Here is a 17502-nt window from a genome sequence, read left to right as displayed (position 1 = left end):
TTGCGTGCGAGGTTTCCTGCGAGTGCTGACCACCTTGCTGGTGGTCGCCGCCGCCGTGCTGGCGGGGCTCTGGCTGTGGCGCTACTACATGCTCTCGCCCTGGACGCGGGACGCCCGGGTGCGCGCCGACGTGGTGGTGATCGCCCCGGACGTGTCCGGCTGGGTCACCGAGCTGCCCATCGTCGACAACCAGAAGGTCAAGGCCGGCGACCTGTTGATGCGCATCGACCGCGACCGCTACCAGGCCAACCTCGACCAGGCCCGCGCCCTGGCCGAGACGCGCAAGCAGGAATACCTGCTGCGGCAGAGCGAAGCCAACCGCCGCAAGCGCCTGACCAGCGCGGCGATCAGCGCCGAGGACCGCGAGACCGCGCAGCTCAACGCCAATATCGCCAACAGCCAGTACCAGGAAGCCCTGGCCGCGGCGCACCTGGCCGAGATCAACCTGCAGCGCAGCGAGGTGCGCGCCCCGCGCGACGGCCAGGTGACCAACCTGCGCCTGGCCCAGGGCAACTACGCGCAGACCGGCCAGGCCGCCATGGCCCTGGTGGACCAGGGCTCGTTCTACGTCACCGCCTACTTCGAGGAAACCAAGCTGCCCGGCATCCACGTCGGCCAGCGCGCGCGGGTGACGCTGATGAGCGGCGAACGCGTGCTCAAGGGCCGGGTGCAGAGCATCAGCAGCGGCATCACCGACCGCAACGCCCTGCCCGACACCCAGTTGCTGGCCAACGTCGAGCCGACCTTCAACTGGGTGCGCCTGGCCCAGCGCATCCCGGTGCGCATCGAGCTGCTGGAGGTGCCGAAGGACATCCACCTCAGCGCCGGCATGACCGCCACGGTCAATATCGAGGCCAGCCCTTAGAGCATCGCGGACGAGATCCGCTCCTACGCCGCCCCGCCCGCACCATTCCCTGTAGGAGCGGGCCCTGCCCGCGAATCGCGCGCAGGGCGCGCTCCTACAGGCCGCGCCGGGGTGCTCTTCGTAGGATGGGTTGAGCTTGCGAAACCCATGCGGTCATGGCGATGGGTATCGCTTCGCTCAACACCATCCTACGGGCATTGTGTTTGCCGGAGGGGTAGGAGCGGACTCCGTCCGCGATCGAACCCACACGATCAACGCCGCCAGGCACACCCCAGCGCGCTGAGCGCCAGCACCGCCGCGGCGCCGGCGTAGGCCCAGAACGCCGGCACCACCGGCAGCAGCACGCCGGCCAGCATCGGCCCCAGGCCTGCGCCTATGTCGCGCCAGATGGCGTTGCCGGCCAGGGCCTGGATGCGGTTCTGCGGGTTGCGCTGGGCCACCAGGGTCATCACCAGCGGCAGCTGCAGGGCGCGCAGCAGTAGGACCAGGAAGGCGCCGACGAACAGCCAGTGGCTGCCGAAGATCAGCAACGCCGCCGAGGTCGCCAGGGACAGCGTCACCAGCATGCGCAGCGCGCCGAAGTGGTCGGCCAGGCGGCCGCCGAAGGGGCTGAAGAGCATCTCGCTGAGGTAGCGCACCGCCATCAGGATGCCCGCCACCAGCACGCCGGTGCCGCCCAGGTGGCTTTCCGCGTACAGCGACAGGCCGAAGATGAACAGGCCGTCGAGGGTCACGCCCTCGATGAAGGACCAGGTGGCGATGCTGTCCGGCAGGCGCAGGCGGCGCCCGCTGGGGGTATGCAGGTCGTGCCCCTGGGCCGGTAGCGAGCGCGCCCGCCACAGGCCCAGCAATGCGCTGGCGCAGAGCACGAAGAACACGCTGCGCGGCCCCCAGGCCTGGGCCATCACCGCCGCCAGCGGCAACGCCAGCATCGGCCCGATGGAGATGGTCGCCCGCGAACGCCCGGCGCGGCGCGCGGCGCCCTGGGCCTCGGCGGTGGCCAGGGTCTGGGTGCTGAGGTTGAAGCTGGCGTAGCTCAGGCCCCACATCAGGCGCAGCACCAGCAGCGCGGCGACGCCGGAGAGCGTCGCATACCCCAGCGCGCACAACGCCGAGGCGCAGGCCGCCAGGCTGCAGGTGGCGCGGTCGCCGTGGCGGGCGTAGAAGCGCACCACCCAGCCGTAGCCGACGATGCGCACCAGGCGGTTGGCCGCCAGCAGGATGCCCGCCTGGGCCAGGCTGACGCCGAAGTCGGCGGCGTACATGGGCAGCAGCAGGTAGAGCACCACATCGCCGGGCAGGCACAGGCCCAGGACCTGGGCGGCGCGGCGGGAATCGTTATCGGCGCGGCGCAGGCGTAGCTGCGCGGGGTCTGACGACATGGTCCCTCCCGGACGACAAGGCAAGCGCGCACCTTACCCGATGCGCGCCCGTCTGCCGAGCCAGAAGGCTTTAGATGCCGCAGCTACAGGTTGAAGATTTTGTTGGCTCAGACAACCTTGCAAGAAAATTCTTCGACGCGAAAGGTAAACGCTGCAATCCAAGGCAGGAACTTTCACGGTCAACCCTAAAAACTCCTCAAAAAGTTACACCCAGTAATCCCTATCCATTAGAACCAAACAGAAAATTCACACACCTAATACTTTTCGTACAAAGAAGTGGATAATCACCTGGCAAGTCGTCAATTGAAAAATCCGCCGACCTGCCACAATCTGAAACGACGCAATTCTTCATTGAGGGCGCCGCAAGGCAGTCTGTAACCCGGAAAAAGGAAAGCTATCGGACACAACAGCAAGGGACATTGCCATGAAAGAAAAACAGACGACAAAAATATGGTTGAGCCCAGAAGACCAAGAAGCACTGACCGATCATGTCATCACCTGTGTTACCGAGAAGAACAAAGACGCAGTCGAAAAGGCCATTATCTGGATGCGCCAGGCCCTTGAGGTGGTCCAGGTAAGCATTCTCCAGATAAGCGGAGGCGAAACGCCAGCACTTATTTTGTCGATAGAGTCGGCCCGCCACTCGGACGGCATTGCAGAGAGCCATCCGCCCTATGCGTCCAATATCACTCCACGCTCATTGATCCCTTTAATGAAAAGCCCTTCCTCGCGTTGGTGGAAAGCGGCAAAGCCGCCGGGCCCGGAGTCGATCGGCCATGGCAGCGCCGAAGGAAAGTCCCTCCATGAGTTCATCTACCTTCCCCCACCCTGTCAGAAGTCAGCGAAGACAAACTCGGCAGTCATCTGTTCGGTCCTGACGGAAAGCCACCAACTGGATGATACCGACAAATACGTTATCAGTGCCTTAGCTCCGGCCATTCGGACAGCGTTGGTCGAATGCCTGCACGCCCGTGGCAGTCCTTTATCCGACCGCGAACTCGAGGTACTGAAGTGGTCCGCCATGGGGAAAACAGCATGGGAAATAGGACAGCTGATTTCTATCTCGGAGCCCACCGTGAAGTTTCACTTCTCGAATATCTACAAGAAACTCCAAGTCACCTCTCGCGCACAAGCCTTGAGCCACACGATCAGCCACGGCTGGATATAGCCAGCCAGCACCGATCAGGAAAACAAGGAGAAAAAACCTTGATAGAAAACATTCTCGCGGAAATACACAAGGCCAGCACAATCGAGGAACTGAACACACTCAGAGTAAAATACCTAGGAAAGTCAGGGTTAATTACCAGAGAACTCAGTCGCCTCAAAGAGCTGCCCGAAGCAGAGCGAGCATCGGTGGCCGCAGGTCTCAATGAGTTGAAGAGAAACTGCCTAGGTGCGATAGAAATCCAGAAGGACAATCTAGCGACGGCAGCCAGGTTGCAAGCCCTGAACGACCAGTCCGTGGATGTCACCCTCCCTGGTGCCGCGCTCTCCTGTGGAGGCCTGCACCCTCTAACCCGCACCATCGGCCGGTTGCTGGATATCTTCCAGTCGCTGGGATACGAAGTTATCGCGGGCCCGGAACTGGAAAGCGACCACTACAACTTCAAATCGCTCAACTTCCCCGACGACCACCCCGCCAGAGACACCCAGGATACGTTCTGGACTCACGACGGCCGTCTGCTCAGAACACACACCAGTTCGGTCCAGGTGCGCTACATGGAGACCCACGCCCCACCCTTCAGGGTCGTCTCCCCCGGCAAGGTGTTTCGCAACGAGGCGGTAGACCAGACCCATGAAGCCCAGTTTCATCAATTGGAAGCTCTGGTAGTGGGCGAGGGCCTCAGCATGAGTGACTTGCGGGGCGCCATCAGCGCCGTAGCGACAGCCCTGTTTGGTGACAGCGCGAAAACCCGCCTTCAACCCTCCTACTTTCCCTTCGTCGAACCCGGGGCCGAATTTTCAGTCTGGTGGCACAACCCTCGCAGCGGCCAGCAGGAATGGCTGGAGCTCGGCGGTTGCGGGATGGTGCATCCCAATGTTCTGGAGGGCGTCGGCTATCGAAACGTCAGCGGGTTCGCCTTCGGCCTGGGTATCGAACGCCTTGCAATGATTGCCTATGGAATTCCAGACATTCGCTACTTCCATCAGAATGACACTCGTTTCCTCCGCCAGGTTCGGGGGACAGCCGTATGAAAGTGCCCTATTCCTGGCTGGCCGAATGGGTGCCAGGCCTGCCCTCTCCCGCCGAGACTGCCGAACTGCTTTGTGGCATTGGCTTGAATGTCGAGAGGAGCATCCAACTCGCCGGCCTCCCCCGAACAGCCGTTGTCGTCGAAGTGGAAACGCTCGCGCCACTGGCGCCAAATCTGACACCCAGGCCAGTAAAACTCCGGGACGGAAACACAACCCATACAGTTCTCAGCGACTTGCCCGATCTCACCGAGGGCGACCGAGTTGGCGTCGTCTTCCTTCCTCCCGAATCCGTAACGACACCGCCCCTGGACTTGCCGGGAAGCAGAACACCCGCGACCTTGGCGTCGATCTGCACGACAGCGGACGTAGCGCTGCCGGAGACTGGAAAACAAACCTTGAAGTTCGGCGCCGATATGTCGCCTGGCATGAAATTGGACTGGCCTCCCGAGGTCGTATTCGAGTTGGAAGTCACGCCCAACCGCGCTGACGCCCTGAGTATCCTGGGCGTCGCTCGCGATCTTGCCGCCAAACTGCAAATCCCGTACAAGAACCCAGCCCCCGCACCAGCCAGTGCGCCGCAAAAACCGTTACGCCTCTACACCGACGCGCTTTGCAAGCGTCTCGTCGCCTCAAGCATTGACGAAGTCAGGCCCGCCCCCAGCCCGATCTGGCTTCAACGCCGCCTGGTCGCCCTGGGCCTGGCACCGGAGAACAACGTCAGCGACATCACCCGCTACGTCACCTTCGAGTTGGGCCAGCCGCTCCAGGCCTACGACCGAAAGCAGGACATGATCTCGATTGCCGTTCGACGGGCGTCCCCCAAAGAGAGCCTGGAGTTGGGAAACGGCACAACCGTTCAACTCACTTCATCCGATATGGTGGTAAGCGCCCAACTCTCCTCTCGGCGCCATGAAGTCATTGGCCTGGCGGGAGTGGTGGTGGGCATGTCGAGAAAAATCAACGATAGCACCACCTCCCTGCTTCTGGAGGCGGCGAACTACGATGCGCAGGCCGTCCGCAGATGTGCCAGGAGACACAAGTTGGGTAGCGATGCCCAGTACCGCTTCGAGCGAGGGGTCGACCCGAATCTGGCTCCCATCGCATTGGCCCGCGCGGCAGCGCTGATCGTGGAACTGGCGGGCGGCAACAGGAGTGAATGCATAGTGGACACAGGAACGGACGTCATTCGCGCGCCAATCCACTACCGTCCCTCCCGACTTCTACAGATAGCGGCCCTGGATGTTCCAGAGGAGATTCAGCAGCGGCTGTTGGGCCGCCTAGGGTGTGTCATTTCGCCCGCAAAGTGGACCTGGGAGGTTATCCCACCCACTTGGCGGTTCGATCTACAGCACGAAGAAGATCTGGTGGAAGAGATTGCCAGACTCGTTGGTTATGAGCACATCCCGGAAACACTGCCGAAGCTGGACTTCACGCCAGGAATCAACGACTGCACTCATCGCGCGATTCGCGGCTGGATGGCCGCCTCGGGTTTCCAGGAGGTGATAAATTACGCGTTTATCAGCCCCCAGGAGCATCAGGTGTTCGATGCCGAGGGGATGCGCGTAGCACTCACCAAACCCCTCAGCAATGAAAAATCCGTACTGAGAAACAGCTTATGGCCGGGGTTGCTGGAGTTGGCCAGGAACAATCACCAGCAAACCGACCTCATGCTATTCGAAATCGGCCATGTCTTCGGCAAGCAGGAAAAAGAAAAGATCGGGCTGCTGGTATGCGGCCATTTCGAGGCACCTTCCTGGCTCCCTGGAAGGAAAGTGGATTTCTTCTTGTTGAAAGGAATCCTGCAATCCTTGGCCGCTAGCGCCAATATCAGCCTCGACTGGCGCCCGGCGACGGTACCTGGTCTACACCCGTGCATCACGGCCAGCATAGGCTACGGTGGCAAGGTCATTGGCCATGCGGGGCGAATCCACCCGAGCCTGGAAGACAGGCTTGGGCGAAAAGAAATCTATCTGGCGGAACTCGATCTGCCCCTGCCAAGCAATCCATCGACATTCTCAAGTCTCCAGCGCCACCCCGCCGCGGAACGGGACATTTCGGTATTACTGCCAAGAGGCTACGAATATCGGATACTGGAACAACTGATCAAGATGTCTAGCGCGCCCCTGCTGGAAGAAATCCGCCTATTTGATCGCTATGAAGGGGAAAACCTGCCAGCAGGAACGATGAGTCTGGGGGTACGCCTCTCGTTCAGGCACCCGGAACGTTCACTGACCGAAGCAGACATAGTTGAGTTAATGAGGAAAACAAGGGAGGCCATTCTGGGAGAAGGAATCTCACTTCGAGAATAGCGAAGTCACCATTTCCTGCTCTTTTACGGCGGACGTCGCCAAGTTTCCTGCAAGTCCAGCTGCTCAACGGGCGGAATATGCACCTCATAACGAGGTGCATATTCCGTCCCCAATACTTACCCTTCTACTTCAACACCAACCGAGGGGCACAGAAAATCGATGTGATATCCGGAAACACCGTCACCAATTGCCAGGTGAATACCCTCTATACCCTCATTCAACTGGGAGTTTCTGGCATAGTCGATTTTCTCCTCGATCGCTTCATTCACACCTATCGCAAACTCTGTTACCAACTCTTGACGATCACCACCCAAAATTCGCAGGAAATCTACTTGTTCCTCGGCATCAATGCAAAATGACGTCACCTTATTGTCAGTGACGATCATTTTTACCGAGTTGGCGGCGGCCACTTTCTGCACGAATGCATCCACGTCACGAGTGGAGTTTTCATAAGGGAGTCGCCCCGTCGGACGCATGACTGAAAGCACGCCTGATACCAAAAACTCACCACTCACCCAAAAGGGCGCGGCCTGCTTCCTATGCAAATGCGCGTGGTGCACTTCGAAGAACTCCGCTACCGAATGAACGAAGGGCCCCTCGACACTCTTGAGCAGCGCGTAAGGCTTGACCGAGCTGTCCAGATCGACCCAGCCATCGGCACCCTGCCCACAAAGTCGCAAACGAGAAGAGGTTTCCATCATTTCCGCTGCAATGCATTGTTTTTCCAATGCGTTTTTGAAATCGCTGGCGCACATGAGATCGAAGGAATAGAGGGCGGTTTCCAGCGAAGCATCGAAGACGTGAAGAGCACAAAAGACCATCCGCGACTCCGGATACTGTGCAGCCAAATCATGCGAACGGATTGCTGCGGCATCACTGAATGAAAAAACCACGGAGCATTGCGGAGCACGCGATAACTCAGCCAAATTTGCCGTTGGCCAACCCTGCTCGGAAACCAGCGAATTAAACGTCTCGTTGTCGCTAAGGATGATGACTTCACTCGAGTCGAATAGATCAAGAATTCCATTTTGTCTATGCATCTCACATCTCCTCCACTAGTGAGAGAGGCTTTCGCCTCCCTCACATTCAGCACTCAGATGGACGTCTCGTCATGCGCAGGCGACCAGGAAAGCGGCGGCCAACTAAACCCCGAGGCGTCCAGAGCATCACTGTTTTGATTTTTCATGTTTTCAGTCTCCAGTTGATTTTCTTGATTAAGCCAGGCACAGAACCAGATCAGCGCCCGACGGAAACCAACGTAATTCTCTATAGAGAACTTTCCAACTATCCGATCGAACAGGAAGGAGGCGAAACAAAAAATCTCAACAGCCCACCAGCTATAGATATCAACAAGGAACAATAAACCCATGATATTGGAAGACACTTGAAAGTACTGACAGGAGGTTTCCTCCATAAGCCCCGGATTATTGGAGAGTCCTGAGGGGATTTCACTCTGGTGTGATAACGCTCATTCGTGCTGATGTCCGATGGCCCGTTATTCCATGAGTGACTCGGACTCGCTTCGTGCCAGGGCGTGTGGAGAGCATGAATAGCAGCGTTATCCGGCTGCCAGTATCTGCCGGCTCCGCGCCTGGCAATGGCCGCCATGGATGGATAGCCAGGCCCAAAGCGCACCGCTCCGTCCGCTCGGGGGGGAGTACTCAGGATCGTCGGATGAGGTCAGCAGGCGGATATCGAAATGGCCATCCGATTGCCACCCCGCTATAGTGCTGCCTGCAACGCCTGGCCTATTCCTGCAGGCACTCAGGAAGCGACTGGTCCTTCCAACCCCGCTCAGCCCATCCCCTGCTCGTACACCGCCAGGTGCACGAAGGCCGCCTGCAGCAGCGGTAGGTCCAGCCCGGCCGCCTGGCCGCGGCCGAGCAGGTCGCCGATGATCTGCTCGGCTTCCACCGGGCGGCCGCCGATCAGGTCGCGGTACATCGACGAGGTCTGCGGCGAGCCGTGCAGGGTCAGCTGCCGGCGCGCCTCGGCGAGGAAGGCTTCGCGCGGTTCCAGGCCCACTGCGCGGACCACCGCCACCACCTCGTCCAGCAGGCGGTTGACGAAGGCCTCGCCCTGGGGCGCGGCGACCACCGAGCCGACGTTGCCGCGCATCAGGCAAGTGATGCCGCCCAGGGCGGCCAACAGCACCCACTTCTCCCACATCTCGCGGTGGATGTCGGGGCTCAGGCGGGCGTCGAAGCCGGCGTCCTGCAGCAGTGCGTCCAGGCGCAGGATGCGCTCGCTGCGGGCGCCGTCCATCTCGCCGTAGGAGAGTTCGTTGAGGGTGCCGTACTGGACGATGCGGCCGCGCTCGTCCAGGGTGCTGGCGATCTTGCACACGCCGCCCAGCAGCGGCCCGCGGCCGAAGTGATCGACGATGGCGTCGACCTGGTGCATGCCGTTGAGCACCGGCAGGATCATCGTGCCCGGCCCCACCGCCGGGGCGATGTCGCGCAGCGCCGCCTCCAGGGCGTAGGCCTTCACCGTCAGCAGGATGAGGTCGTAGGGCCCGTCCAGGTGCTCGGCGCCGACCAGTTGCGGCGTCAGCACGAAATCGCCATGGGGGCTGAGCACCTGCAGCCCTTCCTGCTGCAACTGGTGCGCCCGCCCGGCGCGCACCAGGAAGGTCACGTCGCGCCCGGCCCGGGCCAGGCACGCGCCGAAGAAACCACCCGTGGAACCCGCCCCGACCACAAGAATGCGCATGGCCCACCCTCCTCGGCTGCCCGGCGCGATGGCGCCGGCTCATTGCCTGTATATAGACGCAGTGCCGGGAAAATGCATGGCCTAGCCCGCCCGCCGGCGGTACAGGCTGCGCGCGAGGGCGTCGAGGGCGAAGCCCAGGGCGCCGATCAGCAGGACCATGGCCATCAGTTCCGAGTAGGCCAGGCGGTCACGGGTGTCGAGGATGTAGTAGCCCAGCCCGGCGCTGACGCCGAGCATCTCGCAGGGCACCAGGACGATCCAGAGGATGCCGATGGCCAGGCGCACGCCGGTCAGCACGTGGCCGAGCACGCCGGGCAGGATCACCTTGCGCAGCGTCTCCCAGGGCGTGGCGCTGAGGCTGCGGGAGAGCTGCAGCCAGCGCGGGTCGAGCTGGCGCACGCCGGCGGCGGTGTTGAGCAGGATCGGCCAGACCGCGGCGAAGGCCAGCAGGAAGTAGATCGGCTGGTCGCCCACGCCCATCAGCATCACCGCGATGGGCATCCACGACAGCGGCGAGATCATCCGCAGGAACTGGAAGGCCGGCGTGGTGGCCGCCTCCAGATTGCGCGAGGCGCCCACCAGCAAGCCCAGGGGCACGCCCACCGCCAGCGCCAGGAGCAGGCCGAGCAGCACGCGCCTGAGGCTCACCAGCACGTGCTGGTACAGCTCCGCGCGGCCCAGCAGCTCGCCCAGGCTGGCCAGGGTGGCCTGGGGCGAGAACAGCTGGCCCAGGCCGTCGCCGCCGAACAGGTGCACGCCGCTCCACCACAGGCCGAGCAACGCCAGCAGCCCGGCCAGGCCCAGCAGCCAGTGGCGGCGGCCGGAGAGTGCCGGCGCCGTCACGTGGCGATCTCCTCGCTGCGCGCGAAGCCCTCGGGCAGGCCGAAGGCGCCGAGGCCGCCGACCTGGGCCAGGGCGTTGCGCACGAAGCGGTCGTCCACCAGGTCCTGCGCGGTGTGCGCCGGGTCCAGCGCGGCGAGGAAGCCCTTGTCGCCCTGGATCAGGGTGTCCTTCAGGCGCCTGACCAGTTCCTCGGTGTAGCTGGGGAACGGGTACGGCTGGAAGTCGATGCGCTCCTCGTGCCAGTCGGCGTGGCGGATGGCGCCGTCGGCCAGGTACTTCTCGCGCTCGCCGGGCGCCGGGGCCAGCACCCGGCCGAGCACTTCCGGCGCGTGCGGGGTGTAGCGGTTGGCGCCGTCCTTGGACAGCAGCTTCGCCGCCTCGGCGCGGTTGTCGCGGGTCCACAGCTGGGCCTTGACGATGGCGTTGACCACCTTCTGCGACCATTCCGGGCGGCCGTTCAGGTCGTGCTCGTGCATGAACACCACGCAGCAGGCGTGGTTGCGCCAGACGTCGCCGGTGAAGCGCTGGATGCGCCCGACCTTGAGGTTCTCCGCCAGGGCGTTGAACGGCTCGGCGACGATGTAGCCGGCGATGCGCCCGCTGGCCAGGGCCGGCGGCATGTCCGAGGGCGGCAGCACCACCAGGTTGACCTCGTTGGCCGCCAGCGCCGCGTCGGCCGGCTTGCTCACCGCCGCCAGGCCGTTGTCGCGCAGCAGTTGCTGCAGCACCACGTTGTGGATCGAGTACCAGAACGGGATGGCCAGGGTGCGCCCGCCCAGCTGCTTCAGCTCGGTGATGTCCGGCGCCACGGTCAGGCCGGAGCCACCAACATGGTTCCAGGCCACTACCTTGGCCGGCACCTTGCTGCCGTAGCGGGCCCAGACAGTCATCGGCGATAGCAGGTGGATGACGTTGACCTGCCCGGAGATGAACGCCTCGATGACCTGCGCCCAGCTGCGCAGCAGCACCGGGCGCTCGGCCTTGATGCCCTCGACCTCGAACAGGCCGTTGGCGTGGGCCACCAGCAACGGAGTGGCGTCGGTGATCGGCAGGTAGCCGATGCGCACCGGGGCGTCCGGCTCGCTGGCGGCGCGGGCGCGCAGGCTGGTCAGCAGCGGCAGCGCGCCGGCTGCGGAGAGCAGCGCAGCGAGTTTGAGAATGTCACGTCGAGAATGAGTGGGATCGTCCAGGCACATGGGCAGCCTCCGGCGCAGGGTGGGAATTCGCGTGGGATCGGCTCGCCCGCCGTAGGGTTTTGAGGATCTCGACCCGCAGCGCGCCCAGTTCCTCGACCAGCTCCGCACGGGGTTGCGGCAGGTCGATGCGCCATTCGCCCAACGTCCGCGCCGGGGTGTCGCCCAGTAGCAGGATGCGTTCGGAGAGCAGCAGGGCCTCGTCGATGTCGTGGGTGATGAGCACAGCGGCGGTGTGCCGTTCGTGGATCACCTGCAGCAGCAGTTGCTGCATGTCGGCGCGGGTCACTTCGTCCAGCGCGCCGAAGGGTTCGTCCAGCAGCAGCACCTGCGGCTGGCGCGCCAGGCAGCGGGCCAGCGCGGCGCGCTGGGCCATGCCGCCGGAAAGCTGCGCCGGCAGGTAGCCGCGCGCGTGTTGCAGGCCGACAGCGGCGATCGCCTGGTCGACGCGCTGGTGCAGCGTAGCCTTGTCCTGCTTCGGCTGGCGGGCGAAGTCCAGGCCGAAGGCGACGTTCTTCTCCAGGCTCAGCCAGGGCAGCAGGCTCGGGTCCTGGAAGGCCACGGCGACGCGCGGGTGCGGGCCGTCGATGGCCTCGCCGAGCAGGCGCACGCCGCCCGCCGCCGGCTTCTGCAGCCCGGCCAGCACGCGCAGCAGGCTGGACTTGCCGACACCGCTGGGGCCGAGGATGGACACCACCTCCCCCGGCGCCAGGCTCAGCTCGAAGCCTTCCAGCACGCTGCGCCAGCCCTTGCCCTCGGGGTAGCCCAGGGCGACGCCGGCGGCCTGCAGCAGCACCTCGCTCATGCCCGCGCCTCCTGGCGCTGCAGCTCGGCGCGCAGTTGCACCAGGCTGGGCGTGACAATGGGCACGAAGGCCGACTCGCGCCAGCGCCGGGCGAAGGCCGCGCCGTGCCGGCTGAGGTAGGCCTTGCCGCCGCTGGCCTGCAGCTCCAGCTGCACCGCCGCGGCGGCGCCTTCGGCCAGGCCGATGCGGATGCGGAACAGCCGCGCCGGTTCGGCGCTGAACTCGCCGCTGGAAAGCCCCGCGCGCAGGCGCTCGACCAGGCCGTCCAGTTCGCCGCGCAGACGTTCCTCTTCCTCGCGCAGCACCGAGCGGCTGCCGCCCAGGTGCTCGCGCACCGCTTCCAGGGCCCGGCGCGCGAGGCCGATGGTCATGGCGCACTGCAGGCCGAGGAAGGCCGGGCGCACCTGCGGCAGGTAGCGCCGGGCGTCGTCGTGCAGCAGCCACTCGCGGGGCAGCGCCACGCCGTCGAAATCCAGAGCGGCAGTGTTGCTCGACTGCAGGCCGAGCAGTTGCAGATCGTCGGAACGCGCAAGGCCGGCGCTGGCCGAAGGGATGGCCGCCACCAGCGGCGCCGCGCCCTCGCGCTCGATGGCCGCGGCCACCACGAAGTGGCCCTTGCGCAGGTTGGTCACCCAGGGCAGGCGGCCGTCCAGCGTCCACCCGTCGTCGGCCGGGGTGGCCCGCACCTGCAGGCTCTCGATGCCGGAGAGGAACTTCATGGCGTTGGACAGCCCGGTGGCGCCGGCCAGGCGGCCGTCCAGCAGTTCGCCGAGCAGGCGTTCGCCCAGCGCCTGGTTGGGGCTCTGCAGCAGGTATTCGATGAAGGCGCGCTGGCCCCAGAAGACGAAGGCGGCGGTCAGCGAATGGCCGGCCACCGCGGCGATGGCCTCCACCGCGTCGAGCAGGCTGCCGCCGGCGCCGCCGCGCGCCTCGGGCACGCCGATGCCGAACAGCCCGGCGCTGGCCAGTTGCGGCAGCACCGACTGCGGGTCGGCATGGCCGAGGTCGAGGGCCTCGGCCTGGGCGTCGAGCCAGTGGTTCAGGGTCGGATCGAGCATGGTCGCTCTCCTTTTGGCGGGCAGCCGCGGGGCAGCCGCCCGGTCATGCGCAACTCAGGCCTTTTCCCAGCGGTACTTGGCCAGTTCGGGGTTCAGCGGCGTTTGCGCCAGTACGTTGGCGAAGTTGCAGAGGGTCGCCAGGCTGATGCCCAGCAGCACTTCCAGGGCATTGCCGTCGCTGAAGCCGGCGGCGCGGAAGGCCGCGAGCCCCGCGTCGCTGACCGCGCCGCGGCTGGCGATGGCCTCGCGAGCGAAGGCGGCCAGGGCTTCCAGGCGCGGCTCCGGCAGTTCGCGTTGTTCGCGCAGGGCGGCTATCACTTCCTCAGGTAGCCTGGCCTTGTTGGCCGCCACCGCGGTGTGCCCGGCCACGCAGAAGTCGCAGCCGTGAGTGGTGGCGGCGATCAGCTGGACCACCTCGCGCTCGGCCAGGCCCAGCTCGGCCTTGCCGTTGAGGCCGGAGACGGTGACGTAGGTCTCCAGCGCGGCCGGGGCGTTGGCCAGCACGCCGAGCAGGTTGGGAATGAAGCCGGAGTTCTTCAGCGCGTTCTGCAGGAACGGCTTTGCCGCTTCCGGGGCGCTGTCGAGGGTCTGGATGGGCAGGCGGGACATGGGTTCGACTCCGTGTGCGGTAGGTGTCGAAAAAGTCTGTTGGTAATAAGAAAACCGTTCAATATTCTAAAGTCGCTATCACTTGCTCCTGAGTCTTTTCATTAGATGATTTCGTCGAGCCCCCTTGTCGATTGGTTATTAGACAGCCTGGAGCTGGACGCCAGCCTGTTCCACGTGGGCCGCTACTGCGGCGGCTGGCACGCCTCCACCCAGGGCCTGGCCCGGGCCAGCTTCCACCTGGTGGTGCAAGGCCATTGCTGGCTGCACCTGGAGGGCGAGGCGCCGGTGCGCCTGGAGGGCGGCGACGCCGTGTTCCTGCTGCGCGACCTGCCCTACCGGCTGTCCGACGCCGCCAGCGCCGAGGCCGCCGCCTGCCAGCCGCGCCAGGCCATGAGCGCGCTGGAGCTGCAGGCCGAGGACGGCGTCGGCCTGGTCTGCGGTTTCTTCCACTTCCACTCCGGGCTCTCGGCGCTGATCATCGAGGCGCTGCCCGCCTATCTGGTGCTGCGCGCCGAGGAGCCCTCGCAACGCGCCGCGCGCAGCCTGTTCGAACTCATCCTGGAGGAATGCGCGCGCCAGCCGGCGCCCTCGCAGCAGTTGCTGGAACGCCTGAGCCACCTGCTGTTCCTCTATGTGCTGCGCCAGCAGGTGCTGGACAACCCCGGCCTCGGCGGCCTGGTGGCCCTGGCCCGGCAGCCGCAGTTCGCCGGCCTGCTGGAACGCATGATCGAGCAGCCGCAGCTGCCCTGGACGCTGGAGGACATGGCGGCCTGCGCCGGGCTGTCGCGCTCGGCCTTCTTCAAGCGCTTCAACGAAACCTGCGGGCAATCCCCCGGCCAGGTGCTGCTGGCCTTGCGCATGGGCCAGGCCTGCCGCCTGCTCAAGGCCGACCAGAGCGTGGCCGAGGTGGCCGCGGCGGTCGGCTACCAGTCGGTGGCGGCCTTCACCCGCGCCTTCCACAAGAGCACCGGGCAGCAGCCGGGGGCGTACCGGCGCGGCCGCGATCAGGACAGCCGGCGCTGAGGCGCCTGCGCCAGCGGCGCCAGCGCGTCCTGCATGGTGCGCAACTTCAGGCAGGTTTCCCGGTACTCGGCCTGCGGCTCGGAGGCCGCGACTATTCCGCAGCCGGCGAACAGGTGCGCCGTGTCGCCGCGCACCAGGGCCGAGCGCAGCGCCACGCAGAATTCGGCGTCACCCGCGGCGTCCAACCAGCCCACCGGCGCGGCGTACCAGCCGCGCTCCATGCCCTCGTGGCGGCGGATGTGTTCCAGCGCCGCCTCCCGCGGCAGGCCACCCACCGCCGGCGTGGGATGCAGGGCCGCGACCAGGTCGAGGACGTCCACGCCCGGGCGCAGCTGCCCACGCACCGGCGTCAGCAGGTGCTGCACCCGCGCCAGGCGGTGCAGGCGCGGCTGCGCCTCGATGTGCAGGCGCTCGCAATAGGGCGACAGCGCCTCGCGCAGGCATTCGACCACCAGCGCATGTTCGTGGCGGTCCTTGGCGCTGTTGAGCAACGCGGCGCCCAGGCGGGCGTCCTCCTGGGGCGTGGCGCCACGCGCCAGGGTGCCGGCCAGGGCCACGGTGTCCAGCTCGCCCGCGGCGACTCGCAGCAGGCGCTCCGGGGTCGCCCCGAGGAAACAGCTGCCGCCGCGGTCGAAGGCGAACAGGCAGGCCGAAGGGCCGGCCTGGGCCAGGCGCTCCAGGACCTGCCCGCAGGGGAAGCCGCCCGCCGCGTGCAGACGCACTTCGCGGGCCAGCACCACCTTGCGCAGCTCGCCCTGGACGATGCGCGCCACCGCCGCCGCCACCCGCGCCTGCCAGTCCCCGGCGTCCAGCGCCTCGCTCGACTCAGCCTCCTCCAGCGCTGCCGGGCAGCGCGGGCGGTGGAGGTAGCGCGCCAGCAAGGTGCTCCAGTCGGCGCGCAGCTCACGGACGGCGGCGTCGACGTCGGCGCCCGGCTCCAGCCAGCGGCTGAACGCCAGGAAAGAGCGCCCGGCCCGGCGCAGGTAGAGGATGCGCGGCAGCACCAGCGAGGTGCTGGCGAAGGCGCGCCAGTGCGGCGCAGCCGGCGCCCGGGCGTCGAAGGCGAAGCCGCCGCACAGGCGCGGCGGGCAGGCGCCGCGCCAGCTCGTGCGCGCCAGCAGCTCGCGCCAGGCCTCGGCGCTGGCGGCGAAGCGCCCGGCCGGCGGCGGGCTGATCTCCTGGGTGCAACCGAAGCCGGCCATCGCTTCGGCGCCCTCCCCGGCCCGCCACAGCAGGCTCTGGCCGAACACCTGGCGGTTGGCGGCGAACAGCCGGACGGGGTCGAGTTCCGCGCAGGCCGTGCTGCTCACCGCCAGCACCGGGCGGCCCTGCTCGCGGGCCTGGCTCGCGGCCGCGCTGAAGCTCGCCCGCAGTTCGTCGAACGGCTCCGTGCTCATGCCTGCCCGTCCTCCTGCTGCCCGTGCCGATGGCGCCAGTGGCGCACCTGCTGGTCGATGTTCCACTGGATGATCTGCGCATACAGCGGGCCGATGAAGGCCGGGTCCAGCCCGGCGGCGCTGGCCCAGGCGCGGCGCTCGGGCAGCATCGCGGCGACCCGCTGCGGCGCGGCGATGCTCGCCTCGTCCGGCTTGAAGCGGGCCGCCGCCTTGACGTAGGCCAGGCGCCGCCCGAGGGCGGCGATGATCTCGCGGTCGAGGCTGTCGATGCCCAGGCGCACGTCGTCGAGGCTGCCGCATTGTTCCGGGGTTTTCATTGCATTCGCTCCTTGCGAGGGTCTCAGGGCCACAGTTGCCAGGCCGGCTCGCGGTAACTGGCGAGCCAGCCGCCGAGGTGGTCGAGCACGACGCGGCGCTGGGCGCGCAGGTAGAAATGGCCGCCGGCGAAATGCCGCACATCCAGCCCACAGCGGCTGGCGGCGGCCCAGGCCAGGGCCTCGTCATCGTTCACTTCGTCGTCGTCCTCCCCCAGCAGCAGCGAGACAGGGCAATCCAGCGGCTCGACGCGCTCGCGCCGGTAGCGCTCGATCAGCCGGTAGTCCGCCCGCAATGCCGGCAGGAACAGCTCGCGCACGGCCGGCTCGTCCAGTGCCCAGGGCAGGCCGTCGGACTGCCGGCGCACGTCCGCCAGCAGCGCCGCGTCCGCCTGCCGGTGCAGGCTGCCGCCACGCTGGCGATGGGGCGGCGGGTGCGCGGAGACGAACAGGTGCAGGGGCGCCCGCCCGCGCCCCTGCAGGGCCAGGGCGACCTCGTAGGCCACGGCTGCCCCCATGCTGTGGCCGAACAACGCCAGCGGACGCTCGTCGAGGCCGGCGCAGGCCTCGGCGATGCAGGCGGCCATAGCCTCCAGGCTGGCCGCCGGCGCCTCGCCGTAGCGCTCTTCCCGCCCCGGGTACTGGACGGCCAGCAGTTCCACGTCCGGCTCCAGGTGCTTGCGCCAGTCGCGGAAGAAGCTCGCGCTGCCGCCGGCATGGGGCAGGCACAGCAGGCGGAAGCCGGGGCTCAGCAATCCAGAAAAGCGGCGCAGCCAGGGACTTTCCGGCATCCCTC

17 protein-coding genes are annotated in these 17502 nt (G+C 66.0%); 5 read left to right on the top strand and 12 right to left on the bottom strand.

Features of this window, described 5'->3' with window-relative positions:
- Positions 1-4: 4 nt before the first annotated feature.
- Entirely contained in the window at positions 5-865 is an 861-nt protein-coding gene (locus IG194_RS29360) for an HlyD family secretion protein (RefSeq protein ID WP_058489601.1), read from the top strand.
- 251 nt (positions 866-1116) lie between these two features.
- Here IG194_RS29360 and IG194_RS29355 read toward each other — a convergent pair whose 3' ends face one another.
- A complete protein-coding gene (locus IG194_RS29355; protein WP_058489600.1) occupies positions 1117-2247 on the bottom strand; it encodes an MFS transporter in 1131 nt (376 codons plus the stop codon).
- 424 nt (positions 2248-2671) lie between these two features.
- Between IG194_RS29355 and IG194_RS32920 the strand changes: the two genes are divergently transcribed.
- From IG194_RS32920 to pheT, 3 genes are read left to right on the top strand one after another with little or no spacing between them, the layout of a single operon-like run.
- Positions 2672-3415 (top strand): response regulator transcription factor, encoded by a 744-nt coding sequence (locus IG194_RS32920; RefSeq protein WP_225617142.1) that lies wholly within the window; start codon positions 2672-2674, stop codon positions 3413-3415.
- 38 nt (positions 3416-3453) lie between these two features.
- On the top strand, positions 3454-4443 hold the full coding sequence (locus tag IG194_RS29345; protein WP_058489599.1) for a phenylalanine--tRNA ligase subunit alpha: 990 nt from the start codon (positions 3454-3456) through the stop codon (positions 4441-4443).
- A complete protein-coding gene (pheT, locus tag IG194_RS29340) occupies positions 4440-6752 on the top strand; it encodes a phenylalanine--tRNA ligase subunit beta (protein ID WP_082996405.1) in 2313 nt (770 codons plus the stop codon). The genes IG194_RS29345 and pheT overlap by 4 nt, the downstream gene beginning before the upstream one ends.
- 116 nt (positions 6753-6868) lie before the next feature.
- Here pheT and IG194_RS29335 read toward each other — a convergent pair whose 3' ends face one another.
- The 8 genes from IG194_RS29335 to IG194_RS29300 all read right to left on the bottom strand — a co-directional run bounded on the left by IG194_RS29335 (position 6869) and on the right by IG194_RS29300 (position 13972).
- Positions 6869-7792, bottom strand: a complete 924-nt coding sequence (locus IG194_RS29335) for a hypothetical protein (protein ID WP_009622125.1) — start codon at positions 7790-7792, stop codon at positions 6869-6871.
- 53 nt (positions 7793-7845) lie between these two features.
- Complete coding sequence (locus tag IG194_RS29330; RefSeq protein ID WP_134163432.1) at positions 7846-8136, bottom strand: hypothetical protein; 291 nt, start codon at positions 8134-8136, stop codon at positions 7846-7848.
- Positions 8137-8546: 410 nt separating this feature from the next.
- Positions 8547-9464: a ketopantoate reductase family protein gene (locus IG194_RS29325; protein ID WP_058489596.1), complete on the bottom strand. Its 918-nt coding sequence runs from the start codon at positions 9462-9464 to the stop codon at positions 8547-8549.
- An 81-nt stretch (positions 9465-9545) separates the two neighbouring features.
- Complete coding sequence (locus IG194_RS29320) at positions 9546-10307, bottom strand: ABC transporter permease (protein ID WP_058489595.1); 762 nt, start codon at positions 10305-10307, stop codon at positions 9546-9548.
- A complete protein-coding gene (locus IG194_RS29315) occupies positions 10304-11503 on the bottom strand; it encodes an ABC transporter substrate-binding protein (RefSeq protein WP_058489594.1) in 1200 nt (399 codons plus the stop codon). The genes IG194_RS29320 and IG194_RS29315 overlap by 4 nt, the downstream gene beginning before the upstream one ends.
- Complete coding sequence (locus IG194_RS29310; protein ID WP_058489593.1) at positions 11469-12305, bottom strand: ABC transporter ATP-binding protein; 837 nt, start codon at positions 12303-12305, stop codon at positions 11469-11471. Before IG194_RS29310 ends, IG194_RS29315 begins: the two co-directional genes overlap by 35 nt.
- On the bottom strand, positions 12302-13363 hold the full coding sequence (locus tag IG194_RS29305) for an acyl-CoA dehydrogenase family protein (RefSeq protein WP_058489592.1): 1062 nt from the start codon (positions 13361-13363) through the stop codon (positions 12302-12304). The genes IG194_RS29310 and IG194_RS29305 overlap by 4 nt, the downstream gene beginning before the upstream one ends.
- A 54-nt stretch (positions 13364-13417) precedes the next feature.
- Positions 13418-13972: a carboxymuconolactone decarboxylase family protein gene (locus IG194_RS29300; RefSeq protein ID WP_058489591.1), complete on the bottom strand. Its 555-nt coding sequence runs from the start codon at positions 13970-13972 to the stop codon at positions 13418-13420.
- Positions 13973-14077: 105 nt separating this feature from the next.
- On the opposite strand from IG194_RS29300, the gene IG194_RS29295 reads away from it, so the two are divergent.
- On the top strand, positions 14078-14995 hold the full coding sequence (locus tag IG194_RS29295) for an AraC family transcriptional regulator (protein WP_058489590.1): 918 nt from the start codon (positions 14078-14080) through the stop codon (positions 14993-14995).
- Here IG194_RS29295 and IG194_RS29290 read toward each other — a convergent pair.
- From IG194_RS29290 to IG194_RS29280, 3 genes are read right to left on the bottom strand one after another with little or no spacing between them, the layout of a single operon-like run.
- Positions 14977-16392 (bottom strand): isochorismate synthase, encoded by a 1416-nt coding sequence (locus IG194_RS29290; RefSeq protein WP_064583254.1) that lies wholly within the window; start codon positions 16390-16392, stop codon positions 14977-14979. The genes IG194_RS29295 and IG194_RS29290 overlap by 19 nt on opposite strands.
- The gene (locus IG194_RS29285; RefSeq protein WP_058489588.1) at positions 16389-16709 is read right to left on the bottom strand and encodes an isochorismate lyase; all 321 of its coding nucleotides are present in this window, start codon (positions 16707-16709) and stop codon (positions 16389-16391) included. Before IG194_RS29285 ends, IG194_RS29290 begins: the two co-directional genes overlap by 4 nt.
- Before the next feature lie 23 nt (positions 16710-16732).
- Positions 16733-17497, bottom strand: coding sequence for a thioesterase II family protein (locus IG194_RS29280; RefSeq protein WP_099049054.1), 765 nt, complete (start codon positions 17495-17497; stop codon positions 16733-16735).
- Between the last annotated feature and the right edge of the window lie 5 nt (positions 17498-17502).

The sequence above is a fragment of the Pseudomonas sp. ADPe genome (genome assembly GCF_014843515.1).
GTDB classification, from domain to species: Bacteria; Pseudomonadota; Gammaproteobacteria; order Pseudomonadales; family Pseudomonadaceae; genus Pseudomonas; species Pseudomonas citronellolis.
This window is presented reverse-complemented; position numbering and strand designations above follow the sequence as displayed.